This window comes from Acinetobacter sp. LipI_15, from assembly GCF_058242865.1.
This window is the reverse complement of the sequence record NZ_JBZAYN010000001.1, coordinates 243,943-258,362: the sequence shown is the minus strand read 5'-3', so window position 1 is coordinate 258,362 and position 14,420 is coordinate 243,943. Positions and strand designations below refer to the sequence as shown.

The following is a 14,420-nucleotide window of genomic DNA, read 5'->3' as shown; positions in this document are numbered from 1 at the left end:
CAATTGGAACATCATCATGTCTAATGCCAATCGTTATACTGGTTTAGTTGACCGCTATCGCGACCGTTTACCCGTATCTGCAACTACTCGCGCAATTTCTTTGGGCGAAGGTAATACGCCACTGATTAAGCTTGAGAACATTCCACGCATTATTGGCAAAAATGTTGAAATTTATGTGAAGTACGAGGGCTTAAACCCGACTGGTTCATTTAAAGACCGTGGTATGACCATGGCTGTAACAAAAGCAGTTGAAGAAGGCTCTAAAGCAATTATCTGTGCATCTACAGGTAATACATCTGCTGCAGCGGCTGCTTATGCTGCACGTGCAGGCATTAAAGCATTTGTGCTCATCCCAGAAGGCAAAATTGCCATGGGTAAAATGGCACAAGCGATGATGTATGGCGCAGTAACAATGCAAATCCACGGTAACTTCGATGATGGTATGCGTCTTGTAAAAGAAGTTGCAGATCAAGCACCAGTTACGATTGTAAATTCAATCAACCCATATCGTCTGCAAGGTCAAAAAACCATTGCTTACGAAATCGTTGACGAATTAGGTCGTGCGCCAGATTACCACTGCTTACCTGTAGGTAATGCGGGTAACATCACAGCACACTGGATGGGTTATACCGAAGCTGTGGCGAATCAGCCTAAAGAAGAATTTGTACAAGTGGTTTATGATCCTGAAACTGATCAATTCACAGGTCCAAAACCTGCGGGTCTACCAACAATGGTGGGTTACCAAGCTGCTGGCGCGGCACCATTCCTACGCGGCGCACCTGTAGAAAACCCTGAAACAGTAGCAACTGCAATCCGTATCGGTAACCCACAAAGCTGGAACCATGCTAAAGCAGTAGTCCGTGATTCAGAAGGCTGGTTTGACGAACTGCAAGATGCTGAAATCTTAGAAGCACAGCGTCTACTGTCTATGTACGAAGGTGTATTCGTAGAACCTGCTTCTGCAGCGTCTATCGGTGGTGCGATTCGTGACATTAAAGCAGGTAAAATTGCTGAAGGTTCTGTAATCGTATGTACTGTAACAGGTAACGGTTTAAAAGATCCTGACACTGCCATCAAGCAATGCCAAGATGCCGTAATGTTGTCGATTGATGCAACTATGGATCAAGTTCGTGATTCAATTCTGTCAAATATGTAATTTATATGCTGACTGAATAAAAAAAAGCCCTGCTCTTGCAGGGCTTTTTTATATCTTGCATTCACTTCAGCATTTAAACGTTGAGTAAATCTAAATACTGAAAGAATGAAAAATCTGAAATCTTGTTAAATACGTTTTGGTAACTGGCTCGCCCAGTTCATTAAACGAGTCGCATCATTGGTTCGTGCCACTGAAGAATCCGCACCCAATAACACCACCACCGCTGGACGGTTATTCAGTGTGGTATGCATCACAACACAGCGCCCTGCTTCATTAATAAATCCTGTTTTTGAAATATTAATATTCCAACCACCATTACGCACTAAAGCATTAGTATTGTTTGATTTCAACACGCGGTAGCCCAAATTAAAGTCATAACTTGGTGTGGTTGAAAATTGACGAATCAAACCATACTGCGAAGCGGTATTCACCAAAATCCCCAAGTCACGTGCCGAAGCGACATTGCCTGGGTGCAAGCCAGTCGATTCCATATAATGAGTCGAGTTCATCCCTAATGAGCGTGCTTTCGCATTCATCGCTGAAATAAATGCAGAACGACCACCTGGATAAGTACGTGCTAATGCCGAAGCCGCTGGGTTTTCAGATTTCATCAAAGCAAATAGCAAAGCTTCTGCGCGGTTCATACTGTCGCCAGCACGCAGCGTTGAACTTGAGCTTTTACAGCCTGAACATGAGAAATCAGACTGTTGTAAGGTAATCTTTTCAGACATGTTTAATCGGGCATCTGAAATCACTACTGCTGTCATGAGTTTGGTAATTGATGCAATCGGTAAAGCGGTATTGCTATTTTTGCTATATAGCACTTCACCAGTTTGACCATCCATAACCAGTGCTGCACGCGCATTTACAGAGGGCTGTCCTGCGTATTGATTGGTATCAATAATACGGACCGTTTTCGATGGTGCTGTCTGTACCACACCGCCTGTACTACGTACAGAAGTAGTCACTTTCGTTGACCCTTGAGGAGATGGCTCTTCAGCGCTATAAGACACGTCACCGTTGAGCAACTGGTTTGCATCTTCAGATGACCAGCTAATATTTGACTGCTGATTTGCAGCACTATTCATCACAATTTCAGCAGAACTGAAACTGCTCATACTGAATAAAATTGACATGCCCAAAACGTGCATGAAGGATTTATTTAATTTTTTCACCATTGCTCACTCAACTCAGGATACTAAACATTTGCGCAAGACCAGCAATATGCCGTACATTGGTCACAACTACGAACATTTTTTGCTCACACATTGTGTATGAAGTTTTTCATTTCATATAAGAATAGGATTGCTAATTTTGTCGTTTCATTGCAAGCTTATTTTGCTTTATGTAACAAAAAAAACAGATTTTGATTTGAGGGAGAGTGTAGGTGATCACAGTTTTGGTGGTAGATGACCATGAATTAGTCCGTACTGGTATTTGCCGTATGCTCGAAGACCATGCAGATGTCCAAGTCATTGGACAAGCCGAATCGGGTGAAGATGCGATTACACTTGTTCGCCAACACCATCCAAATGTCGTTCTATTAGATGTCAATATGCCGGGGATCGGAGGTGTAGAAACCACACGTCGCCTACTTCAAACAGCGCCAGATACAAAAGTCCTCGCAGTCAGTGGACTTGCTGAAGAACCCTACCCGTCTTTATTGTTAAAAGCAGGTGCCAAAGGCTATATCACCAAAGGTGCACCAGTTACTGAAATGGTCCGTGCGATTAATAAAGTGATGCAAGGTGGCAAATATTTCAGTGCAGACATTGCGGAACAACTGGCTAGCTCATATTTGTCTGATACACAACAATCACCTTTTGACGCTCTGTCTGAGCGTGAAATGCAAGTTGCCATGATGGTGGTCAATTGTATTAATGCACAAGAAATTTCCGATAAATTATTCGTTAGTGTTAAAACAGTGAATACCTACCGTTACCGCATTTTTGAAAAACTGAATATTGATAGTGATGTCAAACTAACTCACTTGGCGATTCGCTACGGGTTAATCAAACCTTAACACAACGTACATCCAGTTACTTATGACACAGCGTTCAATTCATAGTGAATTGAACCAGTATCATTTAGGCCTTTGGTACAGTGCTTATCGCTTTATCATCAGTGCCTGTCTGTTACTGGTCTTTTTACTGACCTACACTCAATTCACTTCAGATTATGAATACCCACGTTTATACCTATATGTATTGACGATTTATTTGCTGTTTACCAGCATTCAATTCATGTCACTTGGACGTTTCAAAGTCCGGATCCCAAACCAGTTACTACTGTTATTCATTGTAGATGTCATTTCGCTGAGCTTACTGACCTTAGCCATCGATGGACCTAATTTACATTTGAGTTTACTGTTTGTGATTACGATTTTTGCAGCATCCCTGTTATTAGATGCCCAAAAAGCCTTGGTCATCACCCTCATCGCTGTGATCTGTGTGGTATATCAACTGTTTTTAGGTTCAATTCTTGAATTTACCTCACTCAAAAATTTAACCAACAGTGCGATTTTGGCTTTTTTATTTTGTGTGGTGTATGGCAGTGCGCAAATTGCCGTGAAACGTTTCCAGTTACTAGAAAATCTGAATTTTTCGCAATCCTTAGAGCTACATCGACTACAAAACATTAACCGCTATATCTTGGAGCAGATTGATACGGGCTATTTGGTGTTGGATGAAAACTGTCATGTGGTGCTGAGTAATCCTGCTGCTTGCCATTTACTCGGCATGCCAAATTTTTATCATCATGATCAATATCCACTGTATACCACGCAGCCCGATTTATTTGAATTACTCAAATTTGAAGATTTAAAAAGCGGTGAAAAATTCCAATTTGAATCCCAACAAAGCCAATACCACATTCAGGTACTCGTACAAAAACTCGTTGTGCCGCATCAAATGCTGACCTTGCTGATTTTACAAGATGCACAAAAACTCAATCAGCAAGTGCAACAACTAAAATTAGCCGCTTTAGGGCAACTCTCCGCCAGTATTGCACATGAAATTCGCAATCCATTAGCCGCAATTGTGCATGCCAATGATTTATATCCGCAAAGTGATACCGAACAACAGCACATGTTGAATCATATGATTTCACGTCAAGCGGTGCGGATTGACCGAATTATTCAAGACACCCTAAATATGGTGCGCAATAAGGAAACCCATCCGACTCGTCTGAATCTAGAGCAATTTTTACCATTGTTCCTGCAAGAAGATCTGGCAGACATTCAACAGAACATTCGGCTCAATGTACAAGCCAAGACTTTAATCGATTTTGATGAGGCACAGTTCAGACAAATTTTAATCAACCTAATTCGTAATGCGATTCGCCATAACAATCCGGACATGTCGTATATCGAAGTGGTGGCGCGTACGGATCAGAAAAAAGTCCAGATCGATGTCCGAGATTTCGGTCATGGGGTTGCTTTACAAAACCGCGCACAGTTATTTCAACCATTTTTTAGTACCGAAATTACTGGAACTGGTTTAGGATTATATCTTGCTCATAGCTTCTGTGAAGCGAATCAAGCACAGCTTTCCTATGTAGAAAAAAAACAGGGAGCTTGCTTTAGGATTGAGTGCTTACAAGCTGTTATTTAATTGTTTTTAGGGGAAAACTGTGGATTCACAACCACTGGTATTGTTAGTTGATGACGAAGAAGACTTATGTATGCTGATGCAGATGTCTTTATCAAGGATGGGGGTTAAAACGCATGTTGCACATCGCCTCGACGAAGCTAAAAAAGCCTTGTCTACCTATAGCTACGATGCCTGCCTAACCGATCTCAACTTACCCGATGGTAATGGTCTACAGCTCTTAGATTGGATGAATGAACACTGTCCTGCCCTTCCAGTTGCTGTGCTAACAGCCTATGGCAACATGGACATTGCCATTGCCGCATTAAAGGCGGGAGCTTTCGACTTTGTCAGCAAACCGATCAATCCCAAACATCTTGAACAACTGCTACAAAAAGCCCTGAATAAGCCATTGGCCGAAGACATTACTTCGCAAGATGCTTTAGAACATAAAATGTTGATTGGTGAATCGCTTCCAATCCAGCAATTGCGTCGAACTCTAAAGAAAATTGCACGTTCACAAGCACCTGTTTTTATTACGGGTGAATCTGGTACGGGTAAAGAGGTCGTAGCCAATCTGGTTCACCGTTTAAGCAACCGTAATGAAGGGCCCTTTATTGCTATTAACTGTGGGGCAATTCCCACAGAGTTAATGGAAAGTGAACTTTTTGGCCATAAAAAAGGCAGCTTTAGTGGTGCCACCCAAGACAAACAAGGTTTGATTCAATCTGCACATGGCGGTAGCTTATTTCTGGACGAAATTGCCGAACTACCTTTAGCCATGCAAGTTAAATTGCTACGCGCAGTACAGGAAAAACGTATTCGTCCTGTAGGTTCAGACTGTGAAATTGACGTTGATTTCCGTGTGATCAGCGCCAGCCATCAGGACTTAGAAGCACTCGTCCAACAAGGTCGCTTCCGCCAAGATTTATTCTTCCGCATCCATGTGATGGATTTAGTGTTGCCTGCCTTACGTGAACGTGGCGACGATATCCTCTTATTGGCTCAACATTTTATTCAAAAAATTAGCCATGAATGGGAAATTGCCACTAAGCCTCTAACTGAACGTGCGAAGAGTTTCCTGCTCAGCCAATATTATCCAGGTAATGTGCGTGAACTCCGCAATATTATCGAACGCGCTATGACCCTCTGCGATGATGATCAGATTGATCTTCAACATCTGCAAAGTGCGCCATTAAGACAACCAAGTGCTCAGTTCAATTCCGCTCCAACAACGAATGAATCCGCTCAGCTAGGTGCAAACAGCAACGAACAGAGTGTGGTCCCTCGCAAACTACCTGAAGAAGGCTTAGAGCTCTTTTTAGAAAATATCGAAAAAGAAGTGCTCATGAATGCATTGAACATCACCCACTGGAACCGTACGTTGGCAGCAAAAAAATTGGGCATGTCTTTCCGTTCTTTGCGCTATCGTCTGAAAAAGTTTGGATTAGATACTGAAGATGAGTAAACGCTAAACAATGAAGACTGTCTAAAAATACGTGTTACTCAGATGAGACTTAACGGCGGCTCAGCAGTAAATCTGCCACATGCTCAAGATAAGCCTCTTCTTTCATTTCAGGACTTTGAATATATTGCTGATTCGGCTGAATCCCAACCCCTTCAATCATTTGCTCGCGTGGGGTGTAATAATGCGAAACCGTCATTTGTAAGGCAGCACCATCGCTAAGTGGGAACAGCTTTTGCACCACCCCCTTGCCATAACTTTTTTCGCCCATCACCCAAGCGCGTGAATGGTCTTTTAAAGCACCGGTAAAGACTTCTGCCGCAGATGCAGAGCGATGATTAATCAGTACTCCGACTTTTAAATTTTGAAATTCAAAGCTAGGTAACGCCTGAAATTGTTGATCGCCTTCAGAACGACTTTTGGTCGATACAATCACACCCTGATTTAAAAATAAATCGGCAGATTCCACCGCAGCAGACAGTAAGCCTCCTGGGTTATTACGCAGATCAATCAATACGGCTTTTAAGCGTGGCGTGCTATGTTCTTCAATTAAGCGTTTAATTTCATTGGCGGTGTCTTGCTGAAACACACGTACTTTTAACAACAAGACCTGATTAGAAAGCATCTGCGCCTGAATATCGGTTTCTACTTTTTTGTTGCGTACCAACATAATTTCAGGCTGATTGGCTGCACGTTGTACGCTTACAGTCGATCCCACTGAGCCTGTGAGCAGGTTATTGACCTGATCTGCACTCAGCTTTTTCAGTTCTTGGTTATCAATTTTAAATAGGCTGTCGCCATTCTTCAGCCCTTGTTTAGCCGAGTCGGCATTGGCACTTAAATTTTGAATGACCCAATGTTGCTGGGCAGCGTCATAGCGCAAAGTAAAATCAACCGAGGCCAAGTCGCCTTCGGTATATTGTAAAAGTTGTTTATATTCTTCAGCAGTTAAATAGCGTGAATAACGGTCTAAACCGCTCACCAAGCCACGAATGGCTTGCTGAAACAAGGCATCGTCACTTTTTTCAGTCACGTAGTTGTCTTTGACAATGCCATAAATTTGTACAAACTCCTGAATCGACTCGACAGGCACATCTACATAATCCTGTGCCTGTGTTGGCCCATCCAGCTCTAACTCATCAGGTGCAGCCCAAGTCTGGGAATGACCAACCCACAACAGCAATGTCGTCAATGCCAATGCATAAATTTTGTGAGCCGTCATTCCATCACCAGTCTGGGGTTATGCCTGTAGGCAAATTAAGTTACGACCTTGCATGTCTGCAGGGACAGGCAATTGCATCAAATTCAGTAGAGTTGGCGCAACGTCTGCCAACACACCACCTTCTGCAATAGTCGCCTGTGTTGGGCCTACATAAATGAATGGCACCAATTCAGTCGTATGTTGCGTGTGTACCTGACCACTGTCATAGTCTTGCATTTGTTCAACATTACCATGGTCAGCAGTAATAATCATGTGACCCTGTTTCGCCATCACCGCTTCATAGACACGACCCAAACAGGTATCTACTGCTTCCACTGCTTTGACAGCTGCATCAAACACACCAGTATGACCGACCATATCGCCATTGGCATAGTTCACCACCAACAAATCATATTCACCTGAATTAATGGCTGCAACCAGTTCATCAGTCACTTCATAAGCGCTCATTTCAGGTTTTAAGTCGTAGGTTGCTACGTTTGGCGATGGAATCAGGATACGTTTTTCACCCGGATATTCATCTTCACGACCACCACTAAAGAAGAACGTCACGTGTGCGTATTTTTCAGTTTCAGCAATACGCAATTGTGTTTTGCCCAAGTCTGATAAATATTCACCAATCGAGTTTTTCAAATCTTCTGGCATGTACGCCACTGGCGCAGCAATGCTGGCTTGATAACGGGTCAGCATCACAAATTTAGACAATTGCGGCACAACTTTACGTTCAAAACCAGCAAAATCCTGTTCCACAAAGGCTTTGGTCAATTCACGTGCACGGTCAGCACGGAAGTTCATAAACACCACGCTGTCGCCATCTTGAATTTTGGCAATTTCACCAATACGGGTGGCTTTAACAAACTCGTCGCTTTCATCTGCCGCATAAGCCGCTGCCAAGCCTTCAACCGCAGTTGCCGCAGTGCGTACTGCCTCACCTTCGGTAAGTAGACGATAGGCTTGCTCAACTCGATCCCAACGGTTGTCACGATCCATTGCAAAGTAGCGACCAATCATGGTGGCAATACGACCTTGATTTGGATATTGTGCAAATAATGCGTCCAGTTTTTCCAAAGAAGGCTGCGCGCTTTTTGGTGGCGTATCACGGCCATCTAAAAAGGCATGTAGATAAACTTTTGCACCGCGTTTTAATGCCAATTCAGCCATCGCCGCAATGTGATCTTCATGTGAATGCACACCACCTTCAGACAACAAGCCCATGATATGTACAGCACGATTTGCTGTTTTGGCTTTTTCTACCGCATCGACCAACACTTCATGTTCAAAGAAAGCGCCTGTACGAATGTCTTTGGTAATACGGGTAAAGTCTTGGTACAACACACGTCCTGCACCCAAGTTCATGTGACCAACTTCAGAGTTACCCATTTGACCATCTGGCAAGCCCACATCTTCACCTGAACCAGAGATCAAACCATGCGGATGCTTTTCCTGCATAGCAGTCAAATTTGGTCGTTTCGCTGCTAAAAACGCGTTGTCTTCGACCGCTTCGCGATGACCCACACCATCCATAATCACCAATACGTGAGGGATTTTGCCAGCAGTTGCATCCGCCATAATCAATACTCTTTTTCGTCTACAAATTAATCATGCTATCTTAACGAATTTTGCGTCAAGACTCTATGTTCAGAAGATGGTTTCCGCCACTGATTCAGATAGGTTTACCCAATCATACGGAAAAAGCAGCAGCATCGGCCCGCACTTAACGCGCACGATGCAGTAAGTAACCGCCGATGACAAACATCAGAATAATAGGAATAAATACGAACCACGCAGGCGATGGTGCATAGACCAAGCTGGCATAGCCCAAGAAATCCTGTAAATAAAAGAAGGTTAAGCCGACAAATAAAGCAATCACCAAACGGAAACCCATAGATTGCTGACGTAACGGCCCAAAAATAAAGGAGCAAGCAATCACCACCAAAGCAATCAGCGCAAAGGGTGCACCAAGTTTTTGCCAGAACGCCAGTTGGTAGGTTTTGGGTACTTGGCTGTATTCATGCATATAACTCATGAAACTGACCAATTGACTTGGGGATAAATCTTCAGGGTCGATGGTGACCATGTGCACATATTTCGGTTGCAATGCTAAAGCTAGTGCTTGCTGGCTATTTTTGGCTAAAGTAGCGTTACCCGCCTGCAAAATATCCATCTGTTCAGTTTGATTGAGCAACCAACTGCCATCTTTAACAAACTGTCCCTGATCTGCAGACAATGTACCACGCAAGCGATAATTATCATCAAAATCGACCACTTGTACATTTTTGAGCTGCCCTTGGGCATTGGCGTAGTCAATATAAATAAAACGATTGCCTTCGCGCGACCAATAGCCACGAACTTCACCCAGCTCAGCGACGCTACGGTGACTTTTAACACTTTTGGCTTGTTCATTGGTGTATGGAATCACCCATTCACTGAGCACAAAAGACAGCAGTACCAATACCATAGCGGAACGAATCACCCACCCCACAATACGCCACAGGCTAATCCCTGCAGAACGCATCACAATCAATTCGCTGTTGGATGCCAACGTACCCAAGCCTAACACTGCACCAATCAGGGCAGAAATCGGCAAAATTTCATAGAGATAATTTGGCGCACCCCACAATACATACAGCAATGCCTGCCATGCACTATAGTTTTCATTGAGTGAACCCAATTCGCCTAAATAGGTAAACAACACCTGCAAACCAGACAAAATTGCCGTTGCACCAAACATCGCCAGTGCTGTGGTCTTGGTGACGTGTTTTGCAACTATACGACGTGCCAACATCTTAAGACCTCACTCGCTGAATTTGCTGCTTAATTTTAGGTGCTAGTTTTTGTTTACGTGAGAACAAGGCTGCCGCAATCGCATAAGCCAACAACACCAACGGATAAGCAATCATGCCCATTTCTTGTTTGCTGATACGGGTTTTAACCGCCATGAGCGCCACAATCAAACTGGCGAAAATTAACAAGGCAGGAAACAGTTTTAAATAACGCCCCTGACGAGGACTGACCTCAGACAAAGCGGTGGCAAGCAATAACGCCACCAAAATAGCGAACGGCACAAAGATTCGCCAACCAAGTTCACTGGCAACCACAGGATCATGACGGTTATCCCATAACTTCGAGGTTGGTAAAGCTTCTACTTCAGTACTTTCAAATTTTGCTTCTTTATCATTTTCTAAACGTAAACGATAACTTTGGAATTCTGCTTGAGAATAACGCGGTTGCCCCGGATAAATTTCGTAACGGCGACCTTCAACTAGGTCAACCACATTGGCATTGTCATCGGGCACTTCAACACGCGTGGCTTCTTTCGCCAAAATAATGACATCGGGTTTACCCTCTTTTTCTGCACGTTGATAGAAGAAAATATCTTTTAAGTTTTTACGGTCTTCTGACAAGTCGCCTGCATAAATAGTATAGGGCCCAGAGGAAATAAACTCTTTCGGTCGAACCAAGTCAAAGCCTGTTCGTACAGCTTGTGAAGTCGTTAATGCTTCAAACTGAAGGATGCCCCAAGGCGACGCCCACAGCATCAAAAATGCTTGAACAGCCATAAAAACCACGGTCATCGGCACCAATAAACGTGACAATTGATTGCGACTGACACCACTACCATTGAGCACAGCCATTTCATGATCGACATACAGACGACCAAAGACCAACATCAGACCAATAAAGAAACCGAGCGGAAGAATTAAAGTTAAAAACTCAGGCAAACGGTAGCCAATGATGCTAAATAAAATACTTGCATCTAAACGACCCTGCGCCGCCACACCAAAGTACTTGATCAAACGACCACCCATCATGATCAAGGTCAATAAGGCAATCACAACCAGTGATGTCGACACCACTTGCTTGACCAGATAACGCCGAATAATCAAATTAATTCTTCCAAAAATAGGGCCAATAAAAACTAGCGTTAGTTTACCCGAATGTAGAAAATATAAAACCTATACCCTTGTTGCTCATTGAAACTCTATTCATATAAATGTTTCAATGGTTTAATGGTTTATAAATTTAAAAAGGCATAAATACCGCACATGAAACTTTCTATTAATACGTCATTCCAAGCGAATGCGTCCAGCCAATATTTGTTGATATTAGTAGATTCTGAGCACGTTAAAAATGCAGCTACTTCATATCAAATCAATGATTTAGATAATTTAATTGAAGCGACTCAATTTAAAGCAGCACTCAATGAAAGCCTGCCTTTGGTGGCGAACATTGCCGCTTGTCGCAATAGCGCTCTTTTAGGCCTCGGCAAAGTTGCTGAATTACAGGTCAATAAATTTGCAAAAATTGCACAAACCATTATTAAAGCGTCACAAAAAAAATTCAAACAGATCAGTGTCGATATCTCTGCCCTACCACAAGAACAACATTATTTATTTGCACTTAGCCTGACGCAAGCGGCTTATGCATTTGATGAATACAAGTCTAAGAAAAATGAATTTGTTTTGGAGCAGATCCATTTAATCGCTACTGAAAGCCCATTAACCACTGCACAGCTTGAATTAATTTCTGCAGTGCAATCAGGTCAAAGTTTTACTCGTGACTTAGGTAACCGTCCGGGCAATATCTGTTTTCCTGAATATTTAGCCGAACAAGCTCAAGCACTTGCAGCTGAATTCCCAGATCAACTCAAAGTGACTGTACTCGATGAACAGCAAATGGCTGATCTCGGTATGGGTGCTTTCCTTGCTGTGAGCAAAGGTTCTGACCGTCCAGGCCGTATTATTACCATCGAATACCTTTCAAACCGTGAAGAAGCACCTGTGGTGCTTGTTGGTAAAGGCGTGACTTTTGATACTGGTGGTATCTCACTTAAACCGGGTGCTGGCATGGACGAAATGAAATTCGACATGTGCGGTTCTGCATCAGTTTTGGGTACAATCCGTGCGCTGTGTGAAGCGAAATTACCGATTCATGTAGTCGGCGCAATTGCTGCTGCAGAAAACATGCCGTCTGGTCATGCCACTCGCCCGGGTGACATCGTGACAACCATGAGCGGTCAAACCGTTGAAATTTTAAATACCGATGCCGAAGGTCGTTTGGTGCTGTGCGATACCTTGACCTATGTAAAACGATTTAACCCTGCACTGGTGATTGATATTGCAACCCTCACTGGTGCATGTGTCGTAGCACTGGGTTCAGTCCTCACCGGTATGTTCACTCCGGATGATGAACTTGCGGCTGAATTGACTGCTGCGGGTCAACACAGCTTTGACCGCGTATGGCGTATGCCCGTGATTGAAGATTATCAAGAACAACTTGATTCTCCATTTGCAGATATTGCCAACATTGGTGGTCCAAAAGCAGGCTCTGTGACCGCTGCATGCTTCCTTCAACGCTTTACGCGTGAATACCGTTGGGCGCATTTAGACATTGCTGGGACTGCATGGAACTCTGGTGCAAATAAAGGCGCAACAGGTCGTCCTGTGCCATTATTAATGCAATTCTTAGCGAATCGTGCTCAAGCGAATGGCTAAAGTTAGCTTTTATTTATTTGAAAAAAGTCCTGAACGACAAGTCGAAAGCACTTGTCGTTTATGCCGTAAGATCCTGCGTCAGCCTGTACGTATTTGGCTACATTGTGCTGACCCAGACTTACAGCAACAACTTGATGAACGCCTGTGGAGTTTCGATCACACAGGTTTCATTCCCCATGGTATCGATCAAGCCGAGGCAACGGTCTGTATTTCTGCCCAATTGCCTGAGCAAGCCGACTGGATTGTGTTTAATTTTAACGATCAAGCACTTGAACAGTTCGCAAGTTTTAGTCACATTATCGAAATTATTGAAAATAACGAACCCGCTAAAATTATCGGGCGTGAAAAATATAAACAATATCGACGTTTGGGCGTTCAACCACAGACCCATAAACTTTAACGTGATATTGGTTTTACCCTATTTGCAAGGAGATGCACCATGGCATTGAATGTCGGTCCAGACTTTAAACAGCGCTGGTTAAAAGTACCTGAAGCTATTCGTCAGACCTTTATTGATGACCTTGGTCGCGTTTGCGATGTCCTCAATCCCAGTACAGACATTCAACAATGGCTGGTCAATGACCAACAGCAGCAGCAAGTGTCTTTTGACAAAATTGAGTCTGCCTATGCAGATTTGAAAGCACAGCTGATAGAAGATGCTCGTATTCGCAAACAGTTGGCTTTAGAAAAAGCCTTAGAAGAAAAACGTGAAGCTGAACAGGCCTATGCAGAACAACTGAAACGTGACGAAGAGTTACGCTTTGCTGCACAAACGCAAGCGCTCACCATGATGCAGCATAATCTTGATCGTGAAGTACAACATTATGCTGCTCGCTATCATAAAAACCCTGAAACGGGTTTAGCGGGATTAAGCCAAAGCTTATCGGTGAGCGAAGGACAAATGTTGTCAGAACTTGAAAGTGTACGCGTGCGTTTGGAACTTGAGGCAGAAACGCAAATCGAAATGGCAGTCAGTGATTTTCGTGCAAAATTGAAAGCTGCCGCACAAGAAGAAATTGACTATATCTTAGAAAACTCCAATTTTTCGACAGAATCTACATCGTCCCAAGCATCTTAAGCCGTCCATCGAAATCTGGTCACTGTCATTAAACTGACATGTATTTGCAACATGATGTTCATCTGGCTGAAGCATTGTCCCTCAAAACACAATGCTTCAGGCATCCTAAAGATATAATCATGCATCCAGATGGAAATTCAATATGGACATCATTCACCAGATTACCCAGAAAATATCCTCTCTATCTGCTGGAGAACAATGGGACATTCGTGCCAAAGATCTTTGGCTGAGTCATTCAGACTTTCACAGTATTTCGGTGTATCTCAGCCGTGAATCAGAAAAAGGTGGTTTTAGCATTCAGCAACTGCCCCGCAGCTCGATTTTTCAAACCCTTGATGTGGTGACCGTTACAAAACACTAAGTGGTCATCGACTCCATAAAAAAAGCCCACAACAGTGGGCTTTTTCTCAGTCTAAGTTT

General features: G+C 43.3%; 13 protein-coding genes. 8 read left to right on the top strand and 5 right to left on the bottom strand.

Features of this window, described 5'->3' with window-relative positions:
- Positions 1 to 16: 16 nt before the first annotated feature.
- Positions 17 to 1,156 carry a threonine synthase gene (thrC, locus tag AC4CU0_RS01185; RefSeq protein ID WP_078192584.1) on the top strand — a complete coding sequence of 380 codons (1,140 nt, stop codon included), beginning with the start codon at positions 17 to 19 and terminating at the stop codon, positions 1,154 to 1,156.
- A gap of 125 nt (positions 1,157 to 1,281) precedes the next feature.
- On the opposite strand, the gene AC4CU0_RS01180 is transcribed toward thrC, so the two are convergent.
- Positions 1,282 to 2,331, bottom strand: a complete 1,050-nt coding sequence (locus tag AC4CU0_RS01180) for a serine hydrolase family protein (RefSeq protein ID WP_180004717.1) — start codon at positions 2,329 to 2,331, stop codon at positions 1,282 to 1,284.
- Positions 2,332 to 2,543: 212 nt separating this feature from the next.
- Here AC4CU0_RS01180 and gacA point away from each other — a divergent pair, with 212 nt between their 5' ends.
- From gacA to AC4CU0_RS01165, 3 genes are read left to right on the top strand one after another with little or no spacing between them, the layout of a single operon-like run.
- Positions 2,544 to 3,179 carry a response regulator transcription factor GacA gene (gene gacA, locus AC4CU0_RS01175; RefSeq protein ID WP_490742271.1) on the top strand — a complete coding sequence of 212 codons (636 nt, stop codon included), beginning with the start codon at positions 2,544 to 2,546 and terminating at the stop codon, positions 3,177 to 3,179.
- A gap of 22 nt (positions 3,180 to 3,201) precedes the next feature.
- Complete coding sequence (locus tag AC4CU0_RS01170; RefSeq protein ID WP_490742270.1) at positions 3,202 to 4,767, top strand: sensor histidine kinase; 1,566 nt, start codon at positions 3,202 to 3,204, stop codon at positions 4,765 to 4,767.
- A 19-nt stretch (positions 4,768 to 4,786) separates the two neighbouring features.
- The gene (locus tag AC4CU0_RS01165) at positions 4,787 to 6,211 is read left to right on the top strand and encodes a sigma-54-dependent transcriptional regulator (protein WP_490742269.1); all 1,425 of its coding nucleotides are present in this window, start codon (positions 4,787 to 4,789) and stop codon (positions 6,209 to 6,211) included.
- Between the two features lie 49 nt (positions 6,212 to 6,260).
- Here the strand turns inward: AC4CU0_RS01165 and AC4CU0_RS01160 are convergent, their stop codons facing one another.
- The 4 genes from AC4CU0_RS01160 to lptF all read right to left on the bottom strand — a co-directional run bounded on the left by AC4CU0_RS01160 (position 6,261) and on the right by lptF (position 11,314).
- The gene (locus AC4CU0_RS01160) at positions 6,261 to 7,430 is read right to left on the bottom strand and encodes a S41 family peptidase (protein WP_490742268.1); all 1,170 of its coding nucleotides are present in this window, start codon (positions 7,428 to 7,430) and stop codon (positions 6,261 to 6,263) included.
- Between the two features lie 18 nt (positions 7,431 to 7,448).
- The gene (gene gpmI, locus AC4CU0_RS01155) at positions 7,449 to 8,996 is read right to left on the bottom strand and encodes a 2,3-bisphosphoglycerate-independent phosphoglycerate mutase (protein ID WP_490742267.1); all 1,548 of its coding nucleotides are present in this window, start codon (positions 8,994 to 8,996) and stop codon (positions 7,449 to 7,451) included.
- A gap of 145 nt (positions 8,997 to 9,141) precedes the next feature.
- Positions 9,142 to 10,212 (bottom strand): LPS export ABC transporter permease LptG, encoded by a 1,071-nt coding sequence (lptG, locus tag AC4CU0_RS01150; RefSeq protein WP_490742265.1) that lies wholly within the window; start codon positions 10,210 to 10,212, stop codon positions 9,142 to 9,144.
- A gap of 1 nt (position 10,213) precedes the next feature.
- Complete coding sequence (lptF, locus tag AC4CU0_RS01145; RefSeq protein ID WP_490742264.1) at positions 10,214 to 11,314, bottom strand: LPS export ABC transporter permease LptF; 1,101 nt, start codon at positions 11,312 to 11,314, stop codon at positions 10,214 to 10,216.
- Positions 11,315 to 11,473: 159 nt separating this feature from the next.
- Between lptF and AC4CU0_RS01140 the strand changes: the two genes are divergently transcribed.
- The 4 genes from AC4CU0_RS01140 to AC4CU0_RS01125 all read left to right on the top strand — a co-directional run bounded on the left by AC4CU0_RS01140 (position 11,474) and on the right by AC4CU0_RS01125 (position 14,361).
- Positions 11,474 to 12,922, top strand: a complete 1,449-nt coding sequence (locus AC4CU0_RS01140; RefSeq protein WP_490742263.1) for a leucyl aminopeptidase — start codon at positions 11,474 to 11,476, stop codon at positions 12,920 to 12,922.
- Positions 12,915 to 13,322: a DNA polymerase III subunit chi gene (locus AC4CU0_RS01135; RefSeq protein WP_078189457.1), complete on the top strand. Its 408-nt coding sequence runs from the start codon at positions 12,915 to 12,917 to the stop codon at positions 13,320 to 13,322. The genes AC4CU0_RS01140 and AC4CU0_RS01135 overlap by 8 nt, the downstream gene beginning before the upstream one ends.
- A gap of 39 nt (positions 13,323 to 13,361) precedes the next feature.
- Entirely contained in the window at positions 13,362 to 14,000 is a 639-nt protein-coding gene (gene blhA, locus AC4CU0_RS01130; RefSeq protein ID WP_078189458.1) for a cell division protein BlhA, read from the top strand.
- A gap of 142 nt (positions 14,001 to 14,142) precedes the next feature.
- Positions 14,143 to 14,361: a hypothetical protein gene (locus AC4CU0_RS01125; protein ID WP_180035948.1), complete on the top strand. Its 219-nt coding sequence runs from the start codon at positions 14,143 to 14,145 to the stop codon at positions 14,359 to 14,361.
- The last annotated feature ends 59 nt before the right edge of the window (positions 14,362 to 14,420 follow it).

Bases quoted from the DNA above. Each gene is read 5' to 3' on its own strand.
- lptG (WP_490742265.1), bottom strand. From the start codon at position 10,212: ATGTTGGCACGTCGTATAGTTGCAAAACACGTCACCAAGACCACAGCA.
- AC4CU0_RS01135 (WP_078189457.1), top strand. From the start codon at position 12,915: ATGGCTAAAGTTAGCTTTTATTTATTTGAAAAAAGTCCTGAACGACAA.
- blhA (WP_078189458.1), top strand. From the start codon at position 13,362: ATGGCATTGAATGTCGGTCCAGACTTTAAACAGCGCTGGTTAAAAGTA.
- AC4CU0_RS01140 (WP_490742263.1), top strand. From the start codon at position 11,474: ATGAAACTTTCTATTAATACGTCATTCCAAGCGAATGCGTCCAGCCAA.
- AC4CU0_RS01125 (WP_180035948.1), top strand. From the start codon at position 14,143: ATGGACATCATTCACCAGATTACCCAGAAAATATCCTCTCTATCTGCT.
- gpmI (WP_490742267.1), bottom strand. From the start codon at position 8,996: ATGGCGGATGCAACTGCTGGCAAAATCCCTCACGTATTGGTGATTATG.
- AC4CU0_RS01170 (WP_490742270.1), top strand. From the start codon at position 3,202: ATGACACAGCGTTCAATTCATAGTGAATTGAACCAGTATCATTTAGGC.
- AC4CU0_RS01160 (WP_490742268.1), bottom strand. From the start codon at position 7,430: ATGACGGCTCACAAAATTTATGCATTGGCATTGACGACATTGCTGTTG.
- thrC (WP_078192584.1), top strand. From the start codon at position 17: ATGTCTAATGCCAATCGTTATACTGGTTTAGTTGACCGCTATCGCGAC.